This is a genomic window from Leptothermofonsia sp. ETS-13, assembly GCF_049200465.1.
In the GTDB taxonomy this organism is placed as follows: Bacteria; Cyanobacteriota; Cyanobacteriia; order Leptolyngbyales; family Leptolyngbyaceae; genus Leptothermofonsia.
The window spans coordinates 69,223-91,364 of record NZ_CP120836.1 but is presented as its reverse complement, the minus strand read 5'-3'; the positions used below and the strand labels follow the sequence as shown (position 1 = coordinate 91,364).

The 22,142-nt window shown below is 49.7% G+C and carries 19 protein-coding genes and 1 pseudogene; 6 read left to right on the top strand and 14 right to left on the bottom strand.

Annotation, left to right across the window (positions count from 1 at the left end; translation table 11 throughout):
• Positions 1-37 precede the first annotated feature (37 nt).
• Complete coding sequence (locus tag P4D80_RS00440; RefSeq protein ID WP_421656896.1) at positions 38-1,390, top strand: NAD(P)/FAD-dependent oxidoreductase; 1,353 nt, start codon at positions 38-40, stop codon at positions 1,388-1,390.
• A 19-nt stretch (positions 1,391-1,409) separates the two neighbouring features.
• On the opposite strand, the gene P4D80_RS00435 is transcribed toward P4D80_RS00440, so the two are convergent.
• Both P4D80_RS00435 and P4D80_RS00430 read right to left on the bottom strand, forming a co-directional pair.
• On the bottom strand, positions 1,410-1,850 hold the full coding sequence (locus tag P4D80_RS00435; protein ID WP_421659603.1) for a peptidylprolyl isomerase: 441 nt from the start codon (positions 1,848-1,850) through the stop codon (positions 1,410-1,412).
• A gap of 245 nt (positions 1,851-2,095) precedes the next feature.
• Positions 2,096-2,845 carry a DUF1868 domain-containing protein gene (locus P4D80_RS00430; RefSeq protein ID WP_421656895.1) on the bottom strand — a complete coding sequence of 250 codons (750 nt, stop codon included), beginning with the start codon at positions 2,843-2,845 and terminating at the stop codon, positions 2,096-2,098.
• A gap of 237 nt (positions 2,846-3,082) precedes the next feature.
• Between P4D80_RS00430 and holA the strand changes: the two genes are divergently transcribed.
• Complete coding sequence (gene holA, locus P4D80_RS00425) at positions 3,083-4,111, top strand: DNA polymerase III subunit delta (RefSeq protein WP_421656894.1); 1,029 nt, start codon at positions 3,083-3,085, stop codon at positions 4,109-4,111.
• Complete coding sequence (cbiE, locus tag P4D80_RS00420; protein ID WP_421656893.1) at positions 4,108-5,535, top strand: precorrin-6y C5,15-methyltransferase (decarboxylating) subunit CbiE; 1,428 nt, start codon at positions 4,108-4,110, stop codon at positions 5,533-5,535. The genes holA and cbiE overlap by 4 nt, the downstream gene beginning before the upstream one ends.
• Here cbiE and P4D80_RS00415 read toward each other — a convergent pair.
• The 7 genes from P4D80_RS00415 to P4D80_RS00385 all read right to left on the bottom strand — a co-directional run bounded on the left by P4D80_RS00415 (position 5,532) and on the right by P4D80_RS00385 (position 12,676).
• On the bottom strand, positions 5,532-7,325 hold the full coding sequence (locus P4D80_RS00415; RefSeq protein WP_421656892.1) for an ABC transporter substrate-binding protein: 1,794 nt from the start codon (positions 7,323-7,325) through the stop codon (positions 5,532-5,534). The two genes, cbiE and P4D80_RS00415, sit on opposite strands and share 4 nt — an antisense overlap.
• Positions 7,326-7,680: 355 nt before the next feature.
• Positions 7,681-8,358 carry a GerMN domain-containing protein gene (locus tag P4D80_RS00410; protein ID WP_421656891.1) on the bottom strand — a complete coding sequence of 226 codons (678 nt, stop codon included), beginning with the start codon at positions 8,356-8,358 and terminating at the stop codon, positions 7,681-7,683.
• Positions 8,359-8,551: 193 nt separating this feature from the next.
• A complete protein-coding gene (locus P4D80_RS00405) occupies positions 8,552-9,349 on the bottom strand; it encodes a DUF2993 domain-containing protein (protein WP_421656890.1) in 798 nt (265 codons plus the stop codon).
• Between the two features lie 50 nt (positions 9,350-9,399).
• Positions 9,400-11,040: an ABC transporter substrate-binding protein gene (locus tag P4D80_RS00400; protein WP_421656889.1), complete on the bottom strand. Its 1,641-nt coding sequence runs from the start codon at positions 11,038-11,040 to the stop codon at positions 9,400-9,402.
• A 9-nt stretch (positions 11,041-11,049) separates the two neighbouring features.
• On the bottom strand, positions 11,050-11,784 hold the full coding sequence (locus tag P4D80_RS00395) for an ABC transporter ATP-binding protein (RefSeq protein ID WP_421656888.1): 735 nt from the start codon (positions 11,782-11,784) through the stop codon (positions 11,050-11,052).
• 8 nt (positions 11,785-11,792) lie between these two features.
• Positions 11,793-12,020, bottom strand: coding sequence for an indolepyruvate ferredoxin oxidoreductase subunit alpha (locus P4D80_RS00390; RefSeq protein WP_421656887.1), 228 nt, complete (start codon positions 12,018-12,020; stop codon positions 11,793-11,795).
• 506 nt (positions 12,021-12,526) lie between these two features.
• Positions 12,527-12,676, bottom strand: a complete 150-nt coding sequence (locus P4D80_RS00385; RefSeq protein WP_421656886.1) for an ATP-binding protein — start codon at positions 12,674-12,676, stop codon at positions 12,527-12,529.
• A 109-nt stretch (positions 12,677-12,785) separates the two neighbouring features.
• Between P4D80_RS00385 and P4D80_RS00380 the strand changes: the two genes are divergently transcribed.
• Positions 12,786-13,649, top strand: coding sequence for a YebC/PmpR family DNA-binding transcriptional regulator (locus tag P4D80_RS00380; RefSeq protein ID WP_421656885.1), 864 nt, complete (start codon positions 12,786-12,788; stop codon positions 13,647-13,649).
• Positions 13,650-13,856: 207 nt separating this feature from the next.
• Positions 13,857-15,005, top strand: coding sequence for an AbrB family transcriptional regulator (locus P4D80_RS00375; protein ID WP_421656884.1), 1,149 nt, complete (start codon positions 13,857-13,859; stop codon positions 15,003-15,005).
• A 420-nt stretch (positions 15,006-15,425) separates the two neighbouring features.
• On the opposite strand, the gene groL is transcribed toward P4D80_RS00375, so the two are convergent.
• From groL to P4D80_RS00355, 4 genes and pseudogenes are all read right to left on the bottom strand, one after another.
• Complete coding sequence (groL, locus tag P4D80_RS00370) at positions 15,426-17,069, bottom strand: chaperonin GroEL (RefSeq protein ID WP_421656883.1); 1,644 nt, start codon at positions 17,067-17,069, stop codon at positions 15,426-15,428.
• Between the two features lie 254 nt (positions 17,070-17,323).
• Positions 17,324-17,455, bottom strand: a complete 132-nt coding sequence (locus P4D80_RS00365) for a hypothetical protein (RefSeq protein WP_421656882.1) — start codon at positions 17,453-17,455, stop codon at positions 17,324-17,326.
• Positions 17,456-17,491: 36 nt separating this feature from the next.
• Positions 17,492-18,244, bottom strand: a pseudogene (locus P4D80_RS00360) (IS1 family transposase).
• A 1,635-nt stretch (positions 18,245-19,879) separates the two neighbouring features.
• Positions 19,880-20,698 carry a squalene/phytoene synthase family protein gene (locus tag P4D80_RS00355; RefSeq protein ID WP_421656881.1) on the bottom strand — a complete coding sequence of 273 codons (819 nt, stop codon included), beginning with the start codon at positions 20,696-20,698 and terminating at the stop codon, positions 19,880-19,882.
• A gap of 197 nt (positions 20,699-20,895) precedes the next feature.
• On the opposite strand from P4D80_RS00355, the gene P4D80_RS00350 reads away from it, so the two are divergent.
• Positions 20,896-21,141 carry a hypothetical protein gene (locus tag P4D80_RS00350; protein WP_421656880.1) on the top strand — a complete coding sequence of 82 codons (246 nt, stop codon included), beginning with the start codon at positions 20,896-20,898 and terminating at the stop codon, positions 21,139-21,141.
• Positions 21,142-21,203: 62 nt separating this feature from the next.
• Here the strand turns inward: P4D80_RS00350 and P4D80_RS00345 are convergent, their stop codons facing one another.
• Positions 21,204-22,142 (bottom strand): ABC transporter permease, encoded by a 939-nt coding sequence (locus tag P4D80_RS00345; protein WP_421656879.1) that lies wholly within the window; start codon positions 22,140-22,142, stop codon positions 21,204-21,206.

Genomic DNA, 22,142 nt, shown 5'->3' with positions numbered 1-22,142 from the left:
AGAATGCAGAAACACTACCATACTGAGGGGGGGAGCCATGGTAGACAGAAATGAAACGCGATCGCTCCACCGGGTTGTGATTGTGGGAGGAGGCTTTGGCGGATTATACGCTACTAAATCCTTGGGACAGGCTCAGGTAGAGGTAACGCTAATTGACAGGCGAAACTTTCATCTGTTTCAGCCCCTCCTTTACCAGGTGGCAACGGGAACTCTCTCCCCGGCAGATATTTCTTCTCCATTACGAGGGATTCTCAGCCGTTACAAAAACATTCAGGTCTTAATGGATGAGGTGATTGACCTTAACCCACAGACGCAAAAGGTGATTTTGCCCGGTCAAGAAATTCCCTACGATTCGCTGGTAATTGCGACTGGCGTGAGCCACCACTACTTTGGCAATGAGCAGTGGAAAACCACCGCACCAGGTTTGAAGACCGTAGAAGATGCGCTGGAAATGCGCCGCCGCATCTTTATGGCTTTTGAGGCCGCAGAAAAAGAACCGGACCCTGAAAAACGGCAAGCCTGGTTGACCTTTGTAATTGTGGGGGGTGGCCCGACAGGGGTAGAGCTGGCTGGGGCGATCGCTGAACTCGCCTTCAACACCCTCAAACAGGATTTCCGCAACATTAACACTTCAGAAACCCGTATTCTTTTATTGGAAGGGCTGGATCGCATCCTACCACCCTACCCACCCGAACTTTCAGCCGAAGCGGAAGCCTCCCTCAACCGATTGGGTGTGACTGTTCAAACTCAATCAATGGTCACCGATATTTCTGATAGTGTTGTCATCTACAAGAGGAATGGACAGGTTGAGCAAATAGCTGCCAAAACGACCCTCTGGGCAGCGGGTGTTAAGGCATCTGCGATGGGTAAAGTCCTGGCAGAGCGCACAGGAGTGAGCCTGGACCGGGTTGGGCGGGTCATTGTCGAACCAGACCTGAGTATTCCCGGTTATCCCAATATCTTTGTGATTGGTGACCTGGCACACTTTGCCCATCAGGGTGATAAGCCATTGCCTGGTGTGGCACCCGTAGCTGTCCAGGAGGGAGAATACATTGCCAAATTCATTAAAAAACGCCTCCAGGGTGAAACGCTACCTCAGTTCATCTACAAAGATACGGGTAGTTTAGCCGTGATTGGACAAAACTCTGCGGTAGTTGATCTGGGGTTTGTCAAGCTGACAGGAGCGATCGCCTGGTTCACCTGGGTCTTTGTCCACATTTACTACCTGATTGAATTTGACAATAAACTGATTGTGCTGCTCCAGTGGGGTTGGAACTATTTCACCCGCAATCGGGGTGCCCGTTTAATTACTGGAAAAGGCTCCCTCCTCCAGATAGAACAGGATGCCCGTGGCAACTATCAGACATCCATTGCAGGCGGTAGGTGGTAGGTGTGAGGGTATGAAATCGCTACTCCTCAATCTTCACTGAAAGAATTCGATCCCCCTGGCGGATTGAATTGACCACATCCATGTCTTGAGTTTGACCAAAGACTGTATGAACGTCGTCTAAATGCGGTTGGGGCGAATGGCAGATAAAGAATTGGCTACCACCAGTGTCTCGCCCCCGATGAGCCATTGAGAGTGAGCCTGCAAGATGCTTATTGCGATTAATTTCGCATTTAATCGTGTAGCCAGGACCACCTGTTCCGGGCATTCCTCTGGCTCCTTCACGAGTATTGGGGCAACCACCCTGAATCATAAAATTCGAAATCACGCGGTGGAACGCAAGACCATCGTAGAAGCCTTTTTGGGACAAATCGACAAAGTTTTTGACGGTGTTGGGCGCGTCCTGGTCAAACAGTTCCAGGTGAATTGTTCCCTTGGTGGTTTCCATAATGGCGCGGGTCATAGTTTCTCCTTTGGCGATCGCTGAAACGGATATTTTTATAGCGATAGCCACCAGACTTAGGACGGGGTGCAGGGGTGGAACCCCTGGCTGGAGGCGCAGCCCCCACACCCCCTTAAAACCAATGTCTTAAGCAACCTGGCGACAGCTATACCATTCCAGCATACAGTGGCCTTCCAATCCTAACCCAGGGGCTGGCTGCTCGTATAACGGTAGCAGAGTCAGGGTTAGCGAGGGCAATCCATCACTTAAAACTCAAAGATGGGCCAATCAGGTTTTCGGTAGTATTCGGTCATGTCGTCGAATTTGCGGAGTTCTGCCCGGTACACCCAAAATTCCTGGGAGTTACTATCATTCCACTGCTGATTGGTTTCAGTCATGCGATCGCCTAACACAGTCAAATCCTCGGCAGGGGGAATCGTCCCAAAGTAGCCCAGAGTGATATGAGGAGTGAAATAATACTGCTGCTCAATGCCCAACCCAATCAGGTTGCGATTCTGGTAAATGGCACGGCGGAATTTCAGAATCCGTTCATAGGAATACTCGTCTACGGGGGCGAGGCACACCGCGATCGCGCGCGTCATCACCATCAGCCCAATCGCGTGGAACTCAATCGATTTGTCTTCGGCGATCGACTGGCACTGCTCAAAAATCTGAGCGATACACTGCTGAAGCTCAGTTTCAAAATTGGGATTCTCTTCGCTGGCCGCCAGATAGGCACTGTCCCAAATTAAATCAGCCAGTGTCAGGTGAAAACTCTCTGGTGGCACCGGGGCGAATAGCCTGGATCCCAATTGCTGCAAAAGCTGTTGCTGACAATGCTTCATTCGATCGTATAAAGCAGTATTTTTGAGGTCTTCGCTGCCAGGAGGCGTAACAATCGTATACCCCGGAAAAGGAACCGCTTCCCGGCCCTTTTCTGCATGCGGTCGAAACTTGGGCGACTCTTGAATAAGCTGCACCTGAGACCGATACGTCTCTGGCAAGATTAGACGCATGGCTCGATTAAGGTAAGTTTGATAATTCTCGTCCAATTGCGATCGCCTCGTAGTGCTGTTTCACAAATAAGGTTACCCCGTCGTAACCCCTTATCTATGGTAAGAACACAAGCGCTATCCTGAAAACGCCCGGCCGTAAGTCTAAGAGAAGTTGCTGGTTGTTAGAAGAGGTGAGGAGTGAGGAGTAGCCCTCCCCCCTCACTTCCCCTTCACCCAACCTGGCCATAGCACAATACAATGACACAAATGAAGCAGGAGGTAGTATCCCAGGTGCCAATTTATCTCTATTGGGGAGAGGATGAGTTTGCGATCGCCCAAGCTGTAGATGCACTCCGGCAACGGGTCCTCGACCCCAACTGGAGCAGTTTCAACTTTGACAAAATCACTCCCGATCAACCTGATGCAGTCATCCAGGCGTTAAATCAAGCGATGACGCCTCCTTTTGGCATGGGGAATCGTCTGATTTGGTTGGTAGACACGCCTCTTTGCCAGCGGTGTCCGGAAGAACTCTACACCGAGCTGGAACGTACTCTGCCCCGGCTTCCTGAAACCAGTGTGCTGCTGTTGACCTCAAGTAGCAAACCGGATAGTCGCCTTAAGTCCAGTAAGCTCTTACAGAGACACGCTGAAATCCGGGAGTTTCCGGTGATTCCACCCTGGAAAACGGATTTATTGGTTAAACAGGTGCAGCAGACAGCTAAAGAAATGGGGGTGAAACTGGCTACCGGAGCAGTGGAGTTACTGGCTGAAGCGGTTGGTAACAATACCCGCCAGCTATATAGTGAGTTAGAAAAGCTACAACTTTACGCAGGCAAGACAAAGCAACCCCTGGATGAAAGGGCGATCGCCACCCTCGTCACGGCCAGTACTCAAAACACCCTGCAACTGGGAGCCGCCATTCGTCAGGGGCAGGTTGCCCAGGCCCTCGACCTGGTGACGGACTTGTTACGCCAGAATGAACCTGCTCTCATGATTGGCAAATCGCTGATTGGGCAGTTTCGCACCTGGCTCTGGGTCAAGCTGATGGTGGAATCGGGTGAGCGAGATGAGCAAAAAATTGCCCAGGAAGCTGAAATCAACAACCCCAAACGCCTTTATTTCCTCAAAAAAGAAGTTGAGCGGTTGTCCCTGTCTACGCTGCTCCAAACCTTACCCCTCTTGCTAGAACTGGAAGCCAGCCTGAAACTGGGAGCGGACGAGCTTTCTACCCTGCAAACCCGGATAATTGAATTGTGTGAACTGTGCCGGAGAGGGAATTTTCCATGATTCCCATTCACGTGATTGGGATTGGACTGGATGGTGCGGTAGGGCTATCGGAAACTATACGCCAGTTGATTGAGCAGGCAACGCTGCTGGTGGGCAGTTCCCGTCACCTCAGCTATTTCCCAAACCATTCTGGCAATCGCCTGCTGTTGAATAACTTCACTGCCGCGATCGCCCAAATCCGCCAACTTTTAGAACAGGCAAAGGGCTCTGCGTTTACCCTTCACTCCCTATCCCCGACTCCCTACCCTCCACCCTCTACCCCCCACATCGCCATCCTCACTTCCGGTGACCCCCTCTTCTTTGGCCTCGGTCGTCTACTGCTAGAAGAATTTCCTGCTGAGCAACTCATCTTTCACCCCCATCTGAGTTCTATTCAACTGGCCTTTAGCCGGATTAAACTACCCTGGCATGACGTTCGGTTTGTTAGTGCCCATGGGCGATCGCTGGATGAATTGACTCAGGCACTGCACCAGGGGGCCGAAAAAATCGCCGTACTGACGGATGGAACCAATACGCCAGGAGCGATTGCTGACCTAGTGCGGGCCCTTGATCTACCTGTGTGCTACAAATTCTGGGTTTGTGAAAACTTGGGTGGAGCTAACGAACGCATCGTTGAGGCATCCCATCCCCACATGCTTCAGTCCCAGGAATTTGCGCCCTTGAATGTGGTGATTCTCCAGCGTCTGGCGACATCAGAAAGATCCCTGGATCTGACAGCATTGCCCCTATTGGGAATCCCCGACCAGGCGTTTCTGAGCTTTAGCGATCGCCCCCGATTGATGACCAAACGGGAAGTTCGGGTACAGATTCTGGGAGAACTGGCCCTTCAACCATCCCAGATAGTTTGGGATATTGGCGCAGGTACCGGGTCCATTTCCATCGAAATTGCTCGCCTCTGCCCGGCTTCTAAGGTGTATGCGGTGGAGAAAACGGCGATCGGTTCCGCCTTAATTGAGAAAAATTGCCTGCGATTCCAAGTCAACAACGTAATTTCAATTCATGGAACTGCCCCTGAAACCTTGGAAACGTTACCACAACCCAATCGCATTTTTATCGGTGGTAGTGGCGGCCATCTCACTCCCATCCTGGATTTTTGTGGAGAGCGGTTAGCATCTGGTGGGCGAATCGTACTGGCGCTGGCAACCCTGGAACATCAAAGTGAAGCGTTACATTGGTTTGCTGAACAGGTAGAGGAGGGAGGAGGGAAGTGGACGAGAGCAGAAGTGGACGAGAATAGGAGTAAGAGGGAGCAGGGCCGGTACAAGGAGGCTTCAAATTCTGAAGGTTATCCTTTTCAGGGTAGAGCAAAATGGCATTACCGCCTGCTCCAGCTTCAAATTTCCCGGTCATTGCCGGTAGCGTCGTTAACTCGCCTATCGCCACTAAACCCGGTACTGCTTCTGGTGGCTGAAAAAATTCACTAATCAATTATCCTTTGATCTGTGACTTTCAGTTCATGGATATTCCAGACAACACCGCCCAATTCGGGGTATTCAATACCCTCTATGTGATCGCGGGCCGCCGCCATAATCCGCTCTACCACCAGAGGAATCCACGGCAGGTATTCCTGGGTAAGCTTTTGTGTCTGGGCATAAATGGCTTTCCGCTTCGTTTCATCCAGTTCCTGGGCTCCTTCAATAAATAGCCGACCAATTTCGGCTTCCCAATCGGCGACCACCCGCCCTTCAATCGGAGGTCTACCTGGCAGGGAGGGAAAGTTGAAATTGTGAGATGACCCATTGGGTAGCCAGATGTTGGCACCATCGTTGGGTTCGCGCCCACTGCCCATTGCCAGCAGGTAGGCTTCCCAATCCAGTGTGTTGTCTAATTTATCCAGCAAGACATTGAAATTGAGTGGCCTCAGGTCAACCTGCATTCCAATCTTTGCCAGGTCTTGCCGGATCTGGGAAATCATCTGTTCCCGAATGGTATTTCCGGCATTGGTCATGAGCGTAAACCGGACCCGATTACCCTCTGAGTCCAATAGTTGCCCTTTGGAATCGTACTTAAATCCCGCATCCAGTAGTAGTTGTCTGGCTTTGGCTGGGTCGTAGTTGTATACTTTCAACCCCTGCTCCGGAGAAAGATAGTAGGGACTTTGGGGGATGAGTGTGGAGTTGATCAACGTCCCCAGTCCACGATAGATGGTATTTTTCATCTTCTCGCGGTCGATCGCATAAGCCACAGCCTGCCGAAACGACACATTGTTAAACCAGCGGGACTTAACCGGATCGACTAAGGGTTTCCCATTGCGGCGACCCTGGTTCAGATTAAATGACATGAATGTTGTAATTGGGCGTGGTCCCCCCATGTAGACGGTGAAACGGCCCCGTCTTTCTTCTCGCTTTAATAGCTCAAAATCCTCCGGGCGAATGGGTTCTGAAAGGTCAAGCCCCCCGGAACGAAATTGCAACAGGGCCGTATCTCGATTCTCAACAATACTCCAGACAATTCGCTCAATATAGGGTTGGGAGTTGCCCTGGGTGTCCTTGCGCCAGTAGTAGGGATTTTTCTTGAAAATCACACGTTGGCTGGTAACGTAGGCATCCAGTACGTAGGGACCATTGCAAATAATGTCTCTGGGGTTGGTATCCGTTCCCCAGGTGGATAAGAACAGTGGGTTGCCATCGGAACCCTTCGTTTTCACGGCCTTTTCCAGAGCATGTTTGGGCATGATGGGGATGCCCGTAATCCGCAGAAAAGGAGCAAAGGGTTCTGGGGTGGTAAACTCAACGCGGCGATCGTCTACCTTACGCACTGTGGGAAAGCGGCGGTCCTTACCAATTTTTAAGACATCTTGAATCGGCGTTGGAATGGCAGGATTGGTGTAGATGTCTTGATAGCTAAACACCACATCGTCTGCCGTCAGCGGTTGACCATCCGACCATTTCAATCCCTCACGCAGGGTAAAGGTGATTCGCTTCTTGTCCTCTGCAATTTCCCAGGACTCCGCTAGTGCAGGCTCAATGGCTCCCGTTAGGGCGTTTTCAGTAATCAATCCCTCATAGGTGTAGGTAAATACATTGGGAGATTCATTGCTGAGGGCGTAGTTGAAGGTTTTGGGATTGCTGAGATTCCAATCAGTGAGTTCTGGCACTTGCGCTGCCGACGTTCTGAACATCTGAGGGCTGCAAGCAGTGAGGGCGATCGCCCCAATCCCCACCAATAAAACCACCAGCCATCGCCGCAACGCGTGAAAATCAACCCATCTCATAAATGAAATAACCATTGGGAGAGCTAAATTAGCAAATCCTATGCGTCTCTCCAGGATACGAAAATCTAGCCAGGATGAGGCGGAAAGATTCTTCCGGCTTGCCGATAAAAGTATAGTTACGCTACACTTTTCTCCCAAACAAAACCCCTGGAATATTAAAACCCCTGGAATATTGATTTTGTTGTGGTCATAAGCGAGGCTTATTCACCAGCCTTCCAGGAGAACCGGAGGAAAGATAGGATTACGGGCTCATTAATGGGAGTAGTAAATCGTAAGCCCATTGAATGGGCGGATGGGTGAAAAGGAGTGAATGGGCGAATGAAATCCGGCATGATTTCACGATAGAGTGCTTTGGCTAGTATAAAGAAAAGTCTTTCTCAAAGCCTTTACGAGTCATGGGTTGGTCAAGCATCAGGCCCTCTCCACCTAGGGTATTCAAAGGTTCCCCTTCAACAGAAAGCCAGACCTGAGCGTTGGGATTCAGGCTTGTTGCCGTGTAGAGAATCTGGGCTACTCTGGCTGTCATTGAAGTTGTTCCCCCACCCTGAGTGAATTCTTCGGATAGGTCAATATGAATGCCATCGTTGCGAACAGACAGACTTTTGAGTTTTGTCTTGCGGGGAATGGTGGTCGTGACGGAGGCGTTGGAGGGACCTGCCAGCAGTTGCTTGACGGCGGCTTCCACCAATGCTCCAGAGTCCTGGGAAGAACTCAGCTTCACTGGAACCGCAGTGAGTGCTACTTCGTTGCCCATACCCTTGAGCCAGAACACTTGGAGCGTTTTTTCAGCTTCCGCAGGGGCAATCTTTGCTGGGGGTTGCCCCGTTTCAGCCGGATCAGCGGCGATCTGCGGCGACTTGGGCTCTTCCTGGATAGGTTGCGATCGCTGAGTCGCGGATGGGGCAGTCTGACGCTGAGAGATCGTGTTCCACCCCCACCAGGCAACCGCACCTCCTGTCCCCAGAATTAGCGCTGAAATGCCAGCGACGATGCTGAGCGGAAGACGGCGGGTAGGTGATTCGTGGTCTTGCATGGAAGGGTTTCCTTAGTCAGTTGTTAGCTGTTTGTTAGTCGTTGGAGAGGGGTGGAGGAGTAAGTTGTGAGTTATGAGTTTTAATTTTATGAGCTTTAAATTCCGATTTTTGAGTCCAGAGTTGTCCCAATACCTGATCCTAGCCCCTAGCCACACTCCTAGTCTCCGATTTATTTCTTCTTTCTTCTTCTTCCTACTCCCTCCTCTTAGCCTCTGACATCTGAACAAAGGCTGCCAGTTCCATCCGGTTGTTGCCGATCTTCAATTGCAAAATTCTAGCGATGATTCCAGATTTTTCAAGTTGGCGCAGATCGGAGCGTTCGAAGACGCCATCAGCGATCGCTTTCAACAAATTTTCGGGGGCTGCTTCCCCATTCAACCGAATGATGGGGGCAAGCAGGCGTAACTGCCGTCCGGCAACGACTTCAATGCCCGATTCTACAAAAATATCCAGGCTGGCGGGGTCTCCTTTTTCCCGTACTTGTACCTGCAAACGCAACCGCTGGTTGTCGAGTAATTCAATTCGGGGATTGATCAGTTCGTAACGTTGAGCCCGCCGCCGATTGTCTCCGTCATTCAGGATGCTGACCCCGGCTCGCCTCAATCGGTCTAAAACTGTGGAAGACTGCATAGCTTTGAGAATATCTTCCTGTTTGATGACGACCCTCACTCCGGTTCGGAGTGGTTGCACCAGTCGGGTTCTGCCGCGCCGCAGCAACCGCCGGGCATCGAGGTGAACTGGATCGGTTTCAACCTCCAGGGCTTCAATCCGCACGCCCTTCAGTGGAAACACTCCCCGTCCGGCAATGCGGATGCGATCTGCTTTTCCCTGGATTAACTGGTAGGAGGGAGCATTATCAATCCGCACCTGGAGTTGTTCAACATCCGCAAGCTGTTTGCGAATGGCGCTTTCAACCAGGCGATCGCTCACCACCCCCACTGGCGAAATGAGGGTTATCAAGCCAGAAAGAAGGATAACCAGAACTTCCATATCTCCCACCTGAACCCCATGACTGTAACCGATTGCTCTGGAAAAACGCGCTAAGTTTTACGCATTGTCGCAAACGGAACTTTTTGTGTCACTTCCAGACTGGCTCCTTGAACCCATTTCTGGGCAAAAAGATAATCTTTGCTTTGCCAGAGGGGAATAAAGGGAACATCCTGGGCCAGGAGGTTTTGCAACTCAATGTAGAGCTGCTTACGACGGGCTGGGTTCTGTTCTTTGCGGCTTTGATCGATTAGCTGGTTGGCGCGATCGCTGTAGTAAAACGAACCCCAAAGATAGCTGGAACCTTCTTCACATCCCGTTTTTGGGGACCCTTTTGAACATTCCATAAACGGCTGAATGTAATTATCCGGGTCAAAGAAATCGGGGGACCAGTCCAGCAAAAAGATGGGATAAGCGCCCTTATCCAGATTTTTGTAGGCCGTGGTAGATTCAACGCTCCTAAGCTCAAGCTGCATCAGTCCGCCCAGTTCCTTGTTAACTACGGCTTTGGAAGTGGCGGCAGCGAGTTGGTCATTGATTACGTTTGAGCGGTACCAGAACTCCAGCGTGAGGGGGTTGGATTCTGAATACCCTGCCTTAGTCAGCAATTCTCTGGCTTTGGCGGCATTGCTATCCCCGTATTGCTCCTGAAAGACGGGCTTCTGAACATCCAGCGTGGTAGGAACGAGACTATAGAGGGGTTCAATCTGTCCCTGGAACACCCGTTCCTGGACTAGCGGGCGATCCATGACAGCGGCGATCGCCTGCCGCACTTCCAACCGATCCAGGGGCGGGCTTTTCAGGTTAAGTGTCAGTACATCAATACTACTGCCCGATCGCTCGATGACCCGCCAGCCCTTCGCTTCCATCCCCTGCTGAAGGGTGTTGATCTGCTCAGTTGCTAAACTTTGATAGGCTACATCCACTGCCCCTGTGCGAAAGGCATTGAACAAATTGGCCGAACTGGAAAAAAACTGAATATCGATATTTTGGGTAAGAGGTTTTGGTCCCCAGTAGCGGTCAAAGGCTGCTAGCTGAATCTGATCCGTGCCCACTTTCACTAATTTGTAGGGTCCTGTACCCACAAATGTTTCCGGCTTAAACTCCCCTTCCTTAATTTCGTAGGCATTGGGGGAAACTGCACAAACCCCAGAAAATGCCAGTAGAGAAGGGAAAGCAGCAAATGGTCTTTTCAGTTGAATGGTTAATTCATATTCAGCGATGGGCTTGATTTCTTCAACCAGATCAGCCAATAGAAAGGATGGAGAACCTCCGTTTTGAATGAACCGATTGAGCGAAAAGGCCATTGCTTTGGCGTCGAAGGGGGTGCCATCGTGAAAAATAACATCCTGCCGCAAGGGAATGGTGTAGGTCAAACCATTGGAACTGACCTCAGGCATAGCCGTTGCCAGTTGCGGCTCCAGCTCGTGGGTGCCCAGTTTGTAGGTATAGAGGCGATCGCCCAGATTGTAGAGCAGCGTGCCCACAAACTTACCATAGGCATCTGCCGGATCAAGTGTACTGACGGTTGCGGTAGAACCCAGGATAATGCGATCGCGGTAGGTAGCGGATAGATTTCCCGCCTCTGGGGTTGAACGGCTACAGCCAATGACAAGCAAAAACGCCAGACAAACAAGTCCCCAAAATCGTGCCAGGGAGCGTGCTTTACTCAGGTTGCGCCAAAAATTTGCCATCCCAACACCTCAATGAGCCTTTGTAACTCCCAGGTAAAGCTCACCGACTTTGGGATCGTTGAGCAAATCAATGCCCCGCCCTTCAAAGCGATCGCGCCCCGCTTCTAAAACATAGCCGCGATCGGACATCTCCAGGGCTTTACGGGCATTTTGCTCCACCAGAACGATCGCCGTTCCTGCCTGGTTAATTTGTCGAATCTGGTCAAACACACTATTGACCAGCAACGGAGACAACGCAGCCGAAGGTTCATCCAGCAATAGCAAATCGGGCTTCAACATGAGCGCTTTCCCCATTGCCAGCATCTGTCGCTCTCCACCGGAAAGTGTCCCTGCCTGTTGCTTTCGTCGTTCTGCCAGCCGAGGAAACCGGGAGAAGATTTCTTCCTTTAGGGATTGCAAAGAGGTGTTTCCCAAAACAAACGCGCCCATCTCCAGGTTTTCTTCTACGGTCAAAGAGCGGAACACATTAGCAATTTGTGGCACATAGCCCATGCCCCGCTGCACAATCTGGTCGGACTTCAGCCCAGCGATCGACGCTCCCTTAAAAACAATCGTGCCTTTATGAGGTGTCAGCAACCCGAAAATTGTCTTTGCCAGCGTTGACTTTCCCGCCCCATTGGGGCCAATGACCGCCACCAGTTCACCTGGATAAATTTTGAAATTTACCCCCTGCAAAATGTCTAGGTCTCTAACGTAACCAGCAAATACATCGTGAACTTCAAGGAGCGGGCTAGAATCAGGCATGATTGGTCCTACTGCGGTGTTCTCTGTAAATCAGGGCGCTCTTCTGGAACAATCGCCCCCTCCACGGGGCAAACTTGCAGGCAAATGCCGCAGTCAATGCAGGTTGCAAAATCAATCCAGTACCAGTCAGTGCCCTTAGTATTTTTACCAGGACCAGGGTGGATGCAGGCAACAGGGCAGGCGTCAACACAATCGGCAACGCCTTCACAAGTGTTCGTAACAATTGTATGTGGCACTTTACTCTCTCGCAGTTTAGTTGTCAGGGGTTAGCAGTTGGTTTTAGGAGGACTTATATCCTATATAGCTATAGCCACCAGGCTTAGGACAGGGTGCAGGGGTAGAACTCCTGGCTGGGGGCGAAGCCCCAACCCCCTTTAAGCCAATGTCCTAAGGATCATAGATTTAATAACATCACATTCTTTGAGTGAACCCACCTCTCCCCCTTCCCTGCGCCGACTCGGATCGAGGTGCCAAAGGCGGGGTGAGGTTTTCGGAGTTATTTAACTCTCATTCCTTAACAACCTGGCGACAGCTATGAAAGCACTATTCAGGGATTATCGATAGTCTCCATCTTGCGTGAAGAAACACTCTACTATCGTACTCCCCATTTCCAACTCCTGACTTCTGGCTCCTGTAGAGGCAGGTTTTCAGAGATACTTGTTTTCTTAACAGATCTGACATGTCAACTCCCCCTACACTTTCTTCTTCCTTCTTCCTTTTTCTTCTTTCTTCCTTCTCCTTTTTACCCAATGGGCAAGCGAATGGTGAATGTGGCTCCCTGTCCCACTTCGCTGCTTGCAGTGATAATGCTACCATGCGCTTCCACAATCCGTTGAGCGATCGCTAAATCCAGGTCAGTAATGCTACCTTTGCGCGATAAAGGTAGCGGCATATAAATGGCATCTTTCTTTGGAAATAATATTGTTATGCTTTCTATTTGCATTGGATAAAAGAAGCGATGGGCCCATTTCACCAGTTCCATAAAGACAGTTAAGCCATCTTTGACTATTCTATTGATTGAAGTTGTTTGCAATTCTGGCTTAGTCACGGTTGAGATGGCAGGACATAGTAAGTGGGCAAATATCAAGCGCCAAAAAGCTCGGGTAGATGCTGTTAAAGGCAAAGTTTTCACCAAAATTTCGCGGGAGATCATCGTAGCTGCTCGTAATGGAGCGGACCCAGCCAGTAACTTTCAATTACGAACAGCGATTGAAAAAGCGAAAGCAGCAGGAATTCCAAATGATAATATTGAGCGGGCGATCGCTAAGGGTTCTGGCAAATTGGGAGCTGATAACGCAGCCCTGGAAGCGATCCGTTACGAGGGGTATGGTCCTGGCGGAGTTGCCGTCTTAATTGAAGCCCTCACCGACAATCGCAACCGCACTGCCGCAGACTTGCGGGTTGCTTTTAGCAAAAATGGCGGCAATCTGGGTGAAACTGGCTGCGTTGGCTGGATGTTTGACCAGAAGGGAGTTGTTGAAGTGATGCTCACTCCTCCAGAGGCTGGACGCAAACGCCGCCATGAACAAGCCAATCCGGTGAACGAAGAAGAACTGTTGGAAGCGTTTTTAGAAGGTGGAGCCGACACCTATGAATTGATTGAGGGAGAGGAAGGCACCGTTGCTGAAGCCCTGACTGATCCCACTCATCTGGAAACTCTGAGCCAGACGTTGAAAGACAAAGGTTACAGTGTCAACCGGGTGGAGTTGCGCTGGATTCCGAATAACACTGTAGAAGTCAGCGACTCTGATCAGGCACGCGCACTAATGAAACTGATGGACGCTCTGGAAGATCTGGACGACGTGCAAAATGTCACGGCTAATTTTGAGATGAGTGATGAGTTGATGACGCTGAGTGTGGCGTAAAAGAAGAGGGGAGCTAGAATGCCCCCATTCAGCTCCCCCATGTGCTTGTGCTCTACACATCTTTTAAATTAATACCAGTGCTTACTACCTTACCTCATCCTGCCAACTCATCCAATTGGGTGAATTCAGCCTCTGTTTTATAATCTGGCACTTTTTCCCAGGACATGTAATAGTCTCCTTAACCCCGTTTTGTAGGAGCACCCATTCGTGGTTGAAGTCGCCTTTCCCAAGGCTAACGCCTATTCTGAATCAATAATTGGCTATTGGATTTTCGCTATTGAAGAGCTGGTCGCGATCGCAATTGGCTTGGGGTTAACAGCTTTGGGTTTGGGAAGCGCAGCGTGGATACTGGGCGGCATTGGGGCGGGGGCTCTGGTATTTTACGGTTATCGGATACTGGGCAATTTCTCCATCCAACCTAACCGCAGGGCAAGAAAAGTGGGACAAATTATTATCGGGTTAACGATTGGGCTGTCTCTGCAACAAAGTAATCTAACCGTTTTCTCATCCCACTGGCTGTTTCTGCTGGGGCTACCGCTGTTTCTGCTGATCAGCGGTGGATTGATCGGAGGGATCTATTCCCGAATTGAAAAGACAGATTTGCTCACCGCTATGCTGGCAACCTCTCCTGGCAATATTGGGGTGATGGCAAGCATGGCAGCAGACTACAGCAAGAGTGCGTCGCTGGTTTCTTTAGTCCAATTAATGCGGTTTACGTCGGTTATTCTTGTGATGCCGATGATTGCGAATAGGGCGATCGCCCATTCCACCCATCCCTCTTTCAAAGAACTGCTGAACTCATTACTGACCCTTCAGATAAGTCAATTATCGTTGCCCTGTCTGGTACTGGCAGTGACTTCACTGGCCGTCTACCTGGCAGGAAAACTGAAGATTCCAGTGGCTGGATTTTTTTGTGCGATCGCGATCGGACTCGTGTTTGATATTCTGCCGTTCCTATTTCCTCCCCTCGCCTCCTTTGACTTTCGGTTGCCACCTTTGTTTAATATTGTGGGTCAAGTTCTATTAGGCATCACCATTGGTGAATATTGGGGAATCAACCCCAAACTCAAAGGGTCTACTGTTACGAATGCTGTAATCCCGGTTTCCCTTATGTTTGGAGTCACCTTTCTAGCAGCCGCAGGAGCCCGATTATTGACCTCATGGGACTGGCTCACCTGCTTGCTAATTGCGGCTCCAGGAGGTTCTCCAGAAATGATCTGGATTGCCCTAACCCTGAATCACAACGTCGAAATTATCACCGCAGGGCACTTAATTCGTCTGTTGATTATCAATCTGTCGCTTCCAGGGCTAATCTCAGTGGCATGTTATCTGGATCGGGAGTCAGAATCAATCTGACTTCTGCCTTCTGATTCCCTAATTTTTATATAGCGATTCTTCTTGAAATTTGGGCGTTGCTGAAAAGCAGTATGGATCGAAACGAAGTTTCGAGCATACAACACCTATTTCATACCCAAATTCAGCAATGCCAAAATTTGAACGGGGTACAGGGGTTCCACCCCTGCTTGGGGCTTAGCTCCCCTTTGTTCACAAACTCTTGTTCACAAACTATAGCTGTAACCACCAGGCTTAGGATGGGGTGCAGGGGGTGTTCCACCCCTGCTGGCTGGGGGCAAAGCCTCTACACTCCCTTAAAATCAACGTCCTAAGTAACCTGGTGACAGCTATAAAACCCATCGAGGGCGCGATCGCGAGTACATTCAAGGGTAGGTCTGTTGGTCTGATTGATATTGCGGAATTTACTGATGTACCGCTTCATCACATCATACCCATGCCGCCCATACCACCCATACCACCCATATCGGGAGTACCACCAGCAGGTTTCTTCTCAGGCTTTTCCACTACCAGAGCTTCGGTGGTCAACACCATGCCAGCGATGGAACCAGCATCTTGAAGCGCTGATCGCACAACTTTGGCAGGGTCGATAATTCCTGCGGCAATCAGATCCTCGAACTTATCGGTCTGGGCGTTGTAGCCTACGTTGAATTCGGTACTGCGGACTTTTTCAACCACAACGGAACCTTCGACACCTGCATTATCCGCAATCTGTTTCAGTGGAGCTTCCAGAGCTTTCAGTACAATATCGGCCCCAATCTGCTCTTCAGCGTTCAGCGTTTTCTTGAACTCAGCCAGTTTGGGAGCCAGGTGAATCAGGGTTGTACCACCACCGGGAACAATCCCTTCTTCGACTGCGGCTTTTGTGGCATTGAGGGCATCTTCAATCCGAAACTTGCGGTCTTTAAGTTCGGTTTCGGTAGCAGCTCCCACTTTAATTACCGCTACACCACCTGCCAGTTTAGCGATCCGTTCTTGCAGTTTTTCTTTGTCGTACTCGGAGTCACTGCGTTCCAACTCCTTCCGCAACTGCTCAACGCGCTTATCAATATCTGCTCTATTTTCAACCTCAGATACGATTGTGGTGGTGTCTTTGGTGATAGTAACTTTGCGTGCCCGACCCAGCATTTCCAGCGAAACAGTATCCAGGCTGAGCCCAATATCTTCTGAAATCACCTGACCGCCAGTGAGAACCGCAATATCTTGCAGCATGGCTTTACGGCGTTCTCCAAAACCGGGGGCTTTAACGGCGATCGCATTCAGCACTCCCCGCAGACGATTAACCACCAGGGTTGCTAGTGCTTCCCCTTCGATGTCTTCGGCAATCACTAGCAGGGGTTGACCCGAGCGAGCAATTTTCTCCAGAGCTGGGATGAATTCCTGAATGGAGCTAATCTTTTTGTCTGTAAGGAGAATAAGAGTATTTTCAAATTCTGCAATCATTCGCTCCGGATCGGTGACGAAGTAGGGAGAAATGTAGCCCCGGTCAAATTGCATCCCCTCGACCACTTCCATCTCGGTACTGAGGGATTTGGACTCTTCCACGGTAATCACGCCATCTCTACCGACTTTGCCCATTGCTTCGGCGATCATGGCCCCCACTTCTTCGTCGTTGCCAGAGGAAACGGTGGCGACCTGGGCGATCGCATTCCCTTCGATGGGCTTAGCAACTACTTTGATCTCATCCACCAGTTTGGCGATCGCCTTCTCGATACCTCGCCGCAAAGCAACCGGATTGTTTCCTGCTGCCACATTCTTCATCCCTTCCCGAATCATCGCCTGGGCAAGGACGGTTGCCGTGGTGGTGCCATCCCCGGCCAGGTCTTTGGTCTTGGATGCCACTTCACGAATGAGGGAAGCACCCGTATTTTCCAACGGGTCTTCCAGTTCAATTTCTTTGGCGATGGTGATGCCATCGTTCACAATCTGGGGCGCACCATATTTCTTCTCCAATAGAACGTTACGTCCTTTGGGACCCAGGGTCACACGAACAGCATCCGCCAGAGCATTCACGCCGCGTTCTAGCGCCTGACGGGATTCATCATCGAATACAACGATCTTTGCCATAGTTTCTCGCTTAGTTCTCCACATCTAAATTTAGCACTCAACTTGTTGGACTGCTAAATAGGTGAGGGGTGAGGGGTACTGAACAGGCAGCCTAACCAGAAGCTTAAGCAGACAGGCTCCTCGAATGGAAATTTGCCTGCTTACGTTGTCATCGCTACTTGGGCTGAAGCAGGTATAATCGGTTCCAGATTGGTAATCTGTTGTGGGTGAACTGGAATAGTGAGTTTCGTTTCCTCAGTTTGCCCGATTGTTGTTTAGGAGCAGCGATGGGACAGAGCACTATGAATCAGTAGTTGCCTCAGTTCATTCACCATGTTGTCGATCGCTTGCAGGCAGTTAAGGGGGATTGTAGCGATCGCGTTGGGTGGCTCAAGAGCAAGAGGCAACTATACCCTGAAGTCAGATGTGGCTCTGTGGTAGTCCTAAACAAGTAAGGAAGAGTTGGAGTGGTGAACGAAGTACCAGATGATCGCCCCGATTTGATTCTCCAGGTTTCTGGAAAATGACAGGGTCTTGCGAAGCAATCTCGAAACCTGTTGCCGTAAGGTGCAGTTAAACCGTTCGATGTAGCTGGTTTTGCCACTCTCTTTGCCGACACTATGATGCCGCTTACTAGGGAATACCTCATCGTAAACTGACCAGAAATCGCTATAGGAGGCGGCCCACTGTCGATACACAACGGGTAAGGCAGACCACAATCCTTTTGCCCCCTGGCAGCTACGGGCACCAACATACACTCCAACAAGTTCTCGGGTTACCACATCTAAGGCTAGCCAAATCCACAGGTTGTTCCCCTGGTTGCCCACAAATGACTACATCTCGTCACACTGGATCGTCAAACGTCCTTTTTTTACCGACACCTCGACCTGCGGAGGCACTGCTTCATATTTGGCATTGACATAACTTTGCAGCCAAGGCTCTCAAACACCTGCTACTCTTGCTATTCCAGCTCAAGGGAGCTTCTCCAATAACAGTTTGTCAATCAAGATTTTGGTTCCCTGAGCAATGCGTTTGTTTTGAGGGACTTCAACAAACTGTCTGCCACACTCGGGGCACTTAAAGTTCTGCTTGCCATTGTGAATTCTACCATTTTTGACCGTGTAAGTTGATTGACAAGCAGGACACGGGGGAGAGCAATCGACATAAACTATTGGAGGTAGTGTTGTCTTATCCATCCTTACATCTTTAAGACTACCGTGCATTAGGCGCAATTAAATTATTAAGGATAGTTTTGGGGGTGGAGGGGCACACCACTCCCCCTTTTACCAATTAATGATGACTACCTACTTAATCTTTCGACTCAATAATTCTGATTTGTCGAAGAGTTGGTTGAGTTTTAAATCTGTCATGAATCATTTGCAGTTTCATGAAACATCTCTACAGAGGAAAATGATATTGCTGGAATACTACTGTCAGAGAGCTTATAAGCTTTATTTGATAAGCTTTTTAGATTTTAAGTACTGTCAATATAAAACTAGCAAATTAGCCAGCGAAAACCCGACAAAGATTGCATAAAAGTGCAATCTTTTAGTGAGGAATCCGTTTTAGACTGAATGCAAGAGGACAACATTGCTTTAAGTGTGTCTTGTCTCCTGGAATCGTCTTAGGAGGTTTGCAGAGCAATCCTGCCCTTCTCGTCACCAGTTAGGGAAATCTACCTCAGACTTATCCAGACAGTGCTTTTGTTTCTCCCGGTTTGCTGGTAAAAAAGTAGCGTAAACTACTCTTTCACCCCAAACAAAATTCCTAGAATATTGATTTTGTTTCGGTGATAAGCAAGGCTTATACCAAACTTCCAGGAGAACTGTGCTTTTTGTATTTGCAGAAACTTTAATCAAGTTTCTGAGATCATAGCTGGGCATGTCTTTGCATGGAATTGTGGCGAGGCTTTAGGTTTTTGTTCCTGATTGAGATCGCACAGTTAAATTTCCCATTCACACGTGTGAAAATTCAACTCCAAATCCTTAAATTTGCAGATTCTCCTGGTTGGTCGTTGAAAGAGTACACAAGTTATTCTTTTACCTCACACCAATTCTCTGGAAATTGAAGTTGTTTTGTTAATAGAAAATGTTCATTAACAGACTTTGAAGAGAGTCATGATGCAATTTGAAATTTGGGTATGAGTTATCACATTACCAATGAGAGGAGTCTGATCTGGGGGCAATCTACTAACAATTTGGATCAATGTACTTCAGTTGCCTTTAGAGTTATGAATGATCGAATCTTTCTACCTCTCGTCAAAACTGTCAGATTAGGGGTTGCCAAAACCAAAGACACGCGTTTTTTATCTAGAAGTATCAGCATCTTGGGTGTTCTGATAATTGGAGCAACGGTTGTAATGGAATCGTACAGTCCTCCATCCAGACCCCGCAGAACACCCCGTAGAACTACTTCCTTTGTGGAAAATGTTCATTTGGTGGCAACCGTTTCGCAGATCAACCTTTTAATTAAAAGTTGAATTGCAGGAATCTCCAAGAAGTCACGTACTGTGCAAAACGCAGTGCGTTTTTTTGTGCTTTTTTGTCTTATAAGTAGGTAGCCATCATTAATCGGTAAAAGGGGGAGTGGGGGCTGCGCCCCCAGGCAGCGGCTTTCACCCCCTCCACCCCCGAAATTATCCTTAATTTAACTGCGCCTCGCTACTTATTTGGATTGTGAGAAGGAGTTCTGCAGAACTCCTTCTCACAAAGCCTCTCCATCTCACAACTGATTTAGGACTGCTATATAAAGGCAACAGGTGGCTGGCAGTGGGTACTCATTTTTCCTGCTGCTGCCTGTCACCTGATGCCCAACGTTGGTTGCCTGTGATTTCATTTACTGCTAGTCAATTGTTCAACCAGGGCAAGCACCTTGGTGCGGCTGAGTTTCTCTTCCCCTTGAGCCAGGGCGTCCAGGGTCGCATGGGCCAGTGCTAACGGAATCTGGCAGAAATCTAAAGCAGGACCGAGAGGTAAAGCACTGGTATACGCATCTGCCATTGCCAGGTTGCGGCGGGCATAGGTTTGCATGCGCTCATTTGTCCAGTCAGTCGGGTAGAAATTTACCCCGCGGTTCATATCTTCGGCATGGTTCCGTAAGATATTGACGGCTTGTAATCCTCGTCCAAAACCGATCGCATGGGTTCGGTTTGTTTGGGTACCGTCATACCAGGCCCATAGATCAGACAGTAGCAACCCAACTGCACCAGCTACGCTCATAGTGTATCGATCCAGGTCGGCCTGGGTTTGAATGTTCCAGTTGTTCAGTGCCCAGTAGGCCATCCGGTCAGACATAGCCGCTGTAGCATCCCATACACGGGGGGCGATCGTTCCCGGTGCTAACATTGCCCACTCTCCAATGCGGATGCTGACTTCGGGCAGTAGGTTTGTGTACTGGCTCAATTCTGCAGCCAAATCATCGACATCAATGCTGTCTGCCGCTGCCTGTAAAGTCAGGCTAATGGTTTGCAGGAGCTTAGCCTTGAGCGGATTATCCAGGTCTGGATGATCTTCAATTTCGTCAATCGCGCGCATACAAAGGTAAGCCGAAGTTACCGCCTCTTGTAACCCTACCGGAAGACGGCTGATAGGAATATAAAAGGTTCGGCTAGTTTCCTGTAAAACCTCTAAGGCATTTTTGTGCAACTGCATCAATTCACTCCTCCAAACCACCAGACCAATTCGCTCTCAATATATAGCAAAAAACTTAATTTTTTTTGAAAGAGAATTAAATAGAATCTGAGCTTTTCAAGATATTCAGTTTTCCGACCTATAGAGTCATGAGACTAACTATGAGAGTGAAAAGGCGCACCCTTAAACGCTAGCGTTGAGCCTGGCAACAATTTTTGATGGCTAAGAATGGTTTACAACAGCAGATTGCTCTTTATAAAGAAGCTGTATCAACTTATCGATATGGAAATGAAGGTTTAAGGCTCTCTGCTATTGACGTTCATTCTTTTATAGCTGCCGCCAGGTTACTTAGGACATTGACTTTAAGGGGATGGGGGGCTGCGCCCCCAGCCAGGGATTTCACCCCTGCACCCCGTCCTAAGCCTGGTGGCTATCGCTATAAAGTGTTTGGGGATCGCCGCTAAGTTCCAATACACACGGTAGATACCGTTTTCCAGAAAATTTAAGCTTTATGCGATAGAAATGGTTACTCCCCAGGGGTTTCCTTGCTGTAGGGAGTGCCCAATGCGGCGGGTGGGGTTGATCGACCCGCAAGTCCAACCATGGCCAGAAGGGCGATCGCGTAGGGCAGCATTACTAGAAATTGGTAAGGAATATTCAAATTAAATGCCTGGATGCGGAGTTGCAGAGCCTCTGACGCGCCAAATAACAGACACGCCAGTACTGTACTGACCGGGTGCCATCGCCCGAAAATCAGCGCAGCCAGAGCAATGAACCCCTTTCCGGCACTAATATCTTCTGTAAAAAATTTTACATGCACCAACACCAGGTAGGCTCCCCCCAAAGCCGCCAGGACACCACTCAAGATCACACTGATGTAGCGGACTCTGGCAACCTGGATTCCGGCTGTATCGGCAGCACGGGGATATTCGCCCACAGCCCGCAGGGTTAACCCCAGGCTGGTGCGAAACAAAACATAGGTACTCAGCGGTACGAGAAGAAACAGTAGATAAACCAGGGGATCCTGATTAAACAGAAGGGAACCCAGAAGAGGGATCTGGCTGAAGCCGGGGATGGCGATCGCGTCCATACCAGGCAATCGCTGGGTTGTCTCACTGGTAAACATCAGCCGTGACATAAACGCGGTTAACCCCGCCGCCGACAGGTTAATAGCCAGCCCCGATACCAGTTGATCGACCTTCAGCGTCACGCACAGAAAAGCATGCAACAGCCCCACCAGCCCCCCAGCAACCAGCGCTGCCAGAATTCCCAACCACCCATTGCCACCGACATAAAAGGTTGCCGCCGCACTGACAAACGCCCCCGTAAGCAGCATTCCCTCCAGCCCAATGTTCAAAACTCCAGACCGCTCAGACCAGAGCCCACCCAGAGCTGCAAACGCCAGAGGCATCGATAACCGCAGACTGGCAGAGAGATAGTCGGAGAGGAAGGGAAGCGTGGACAT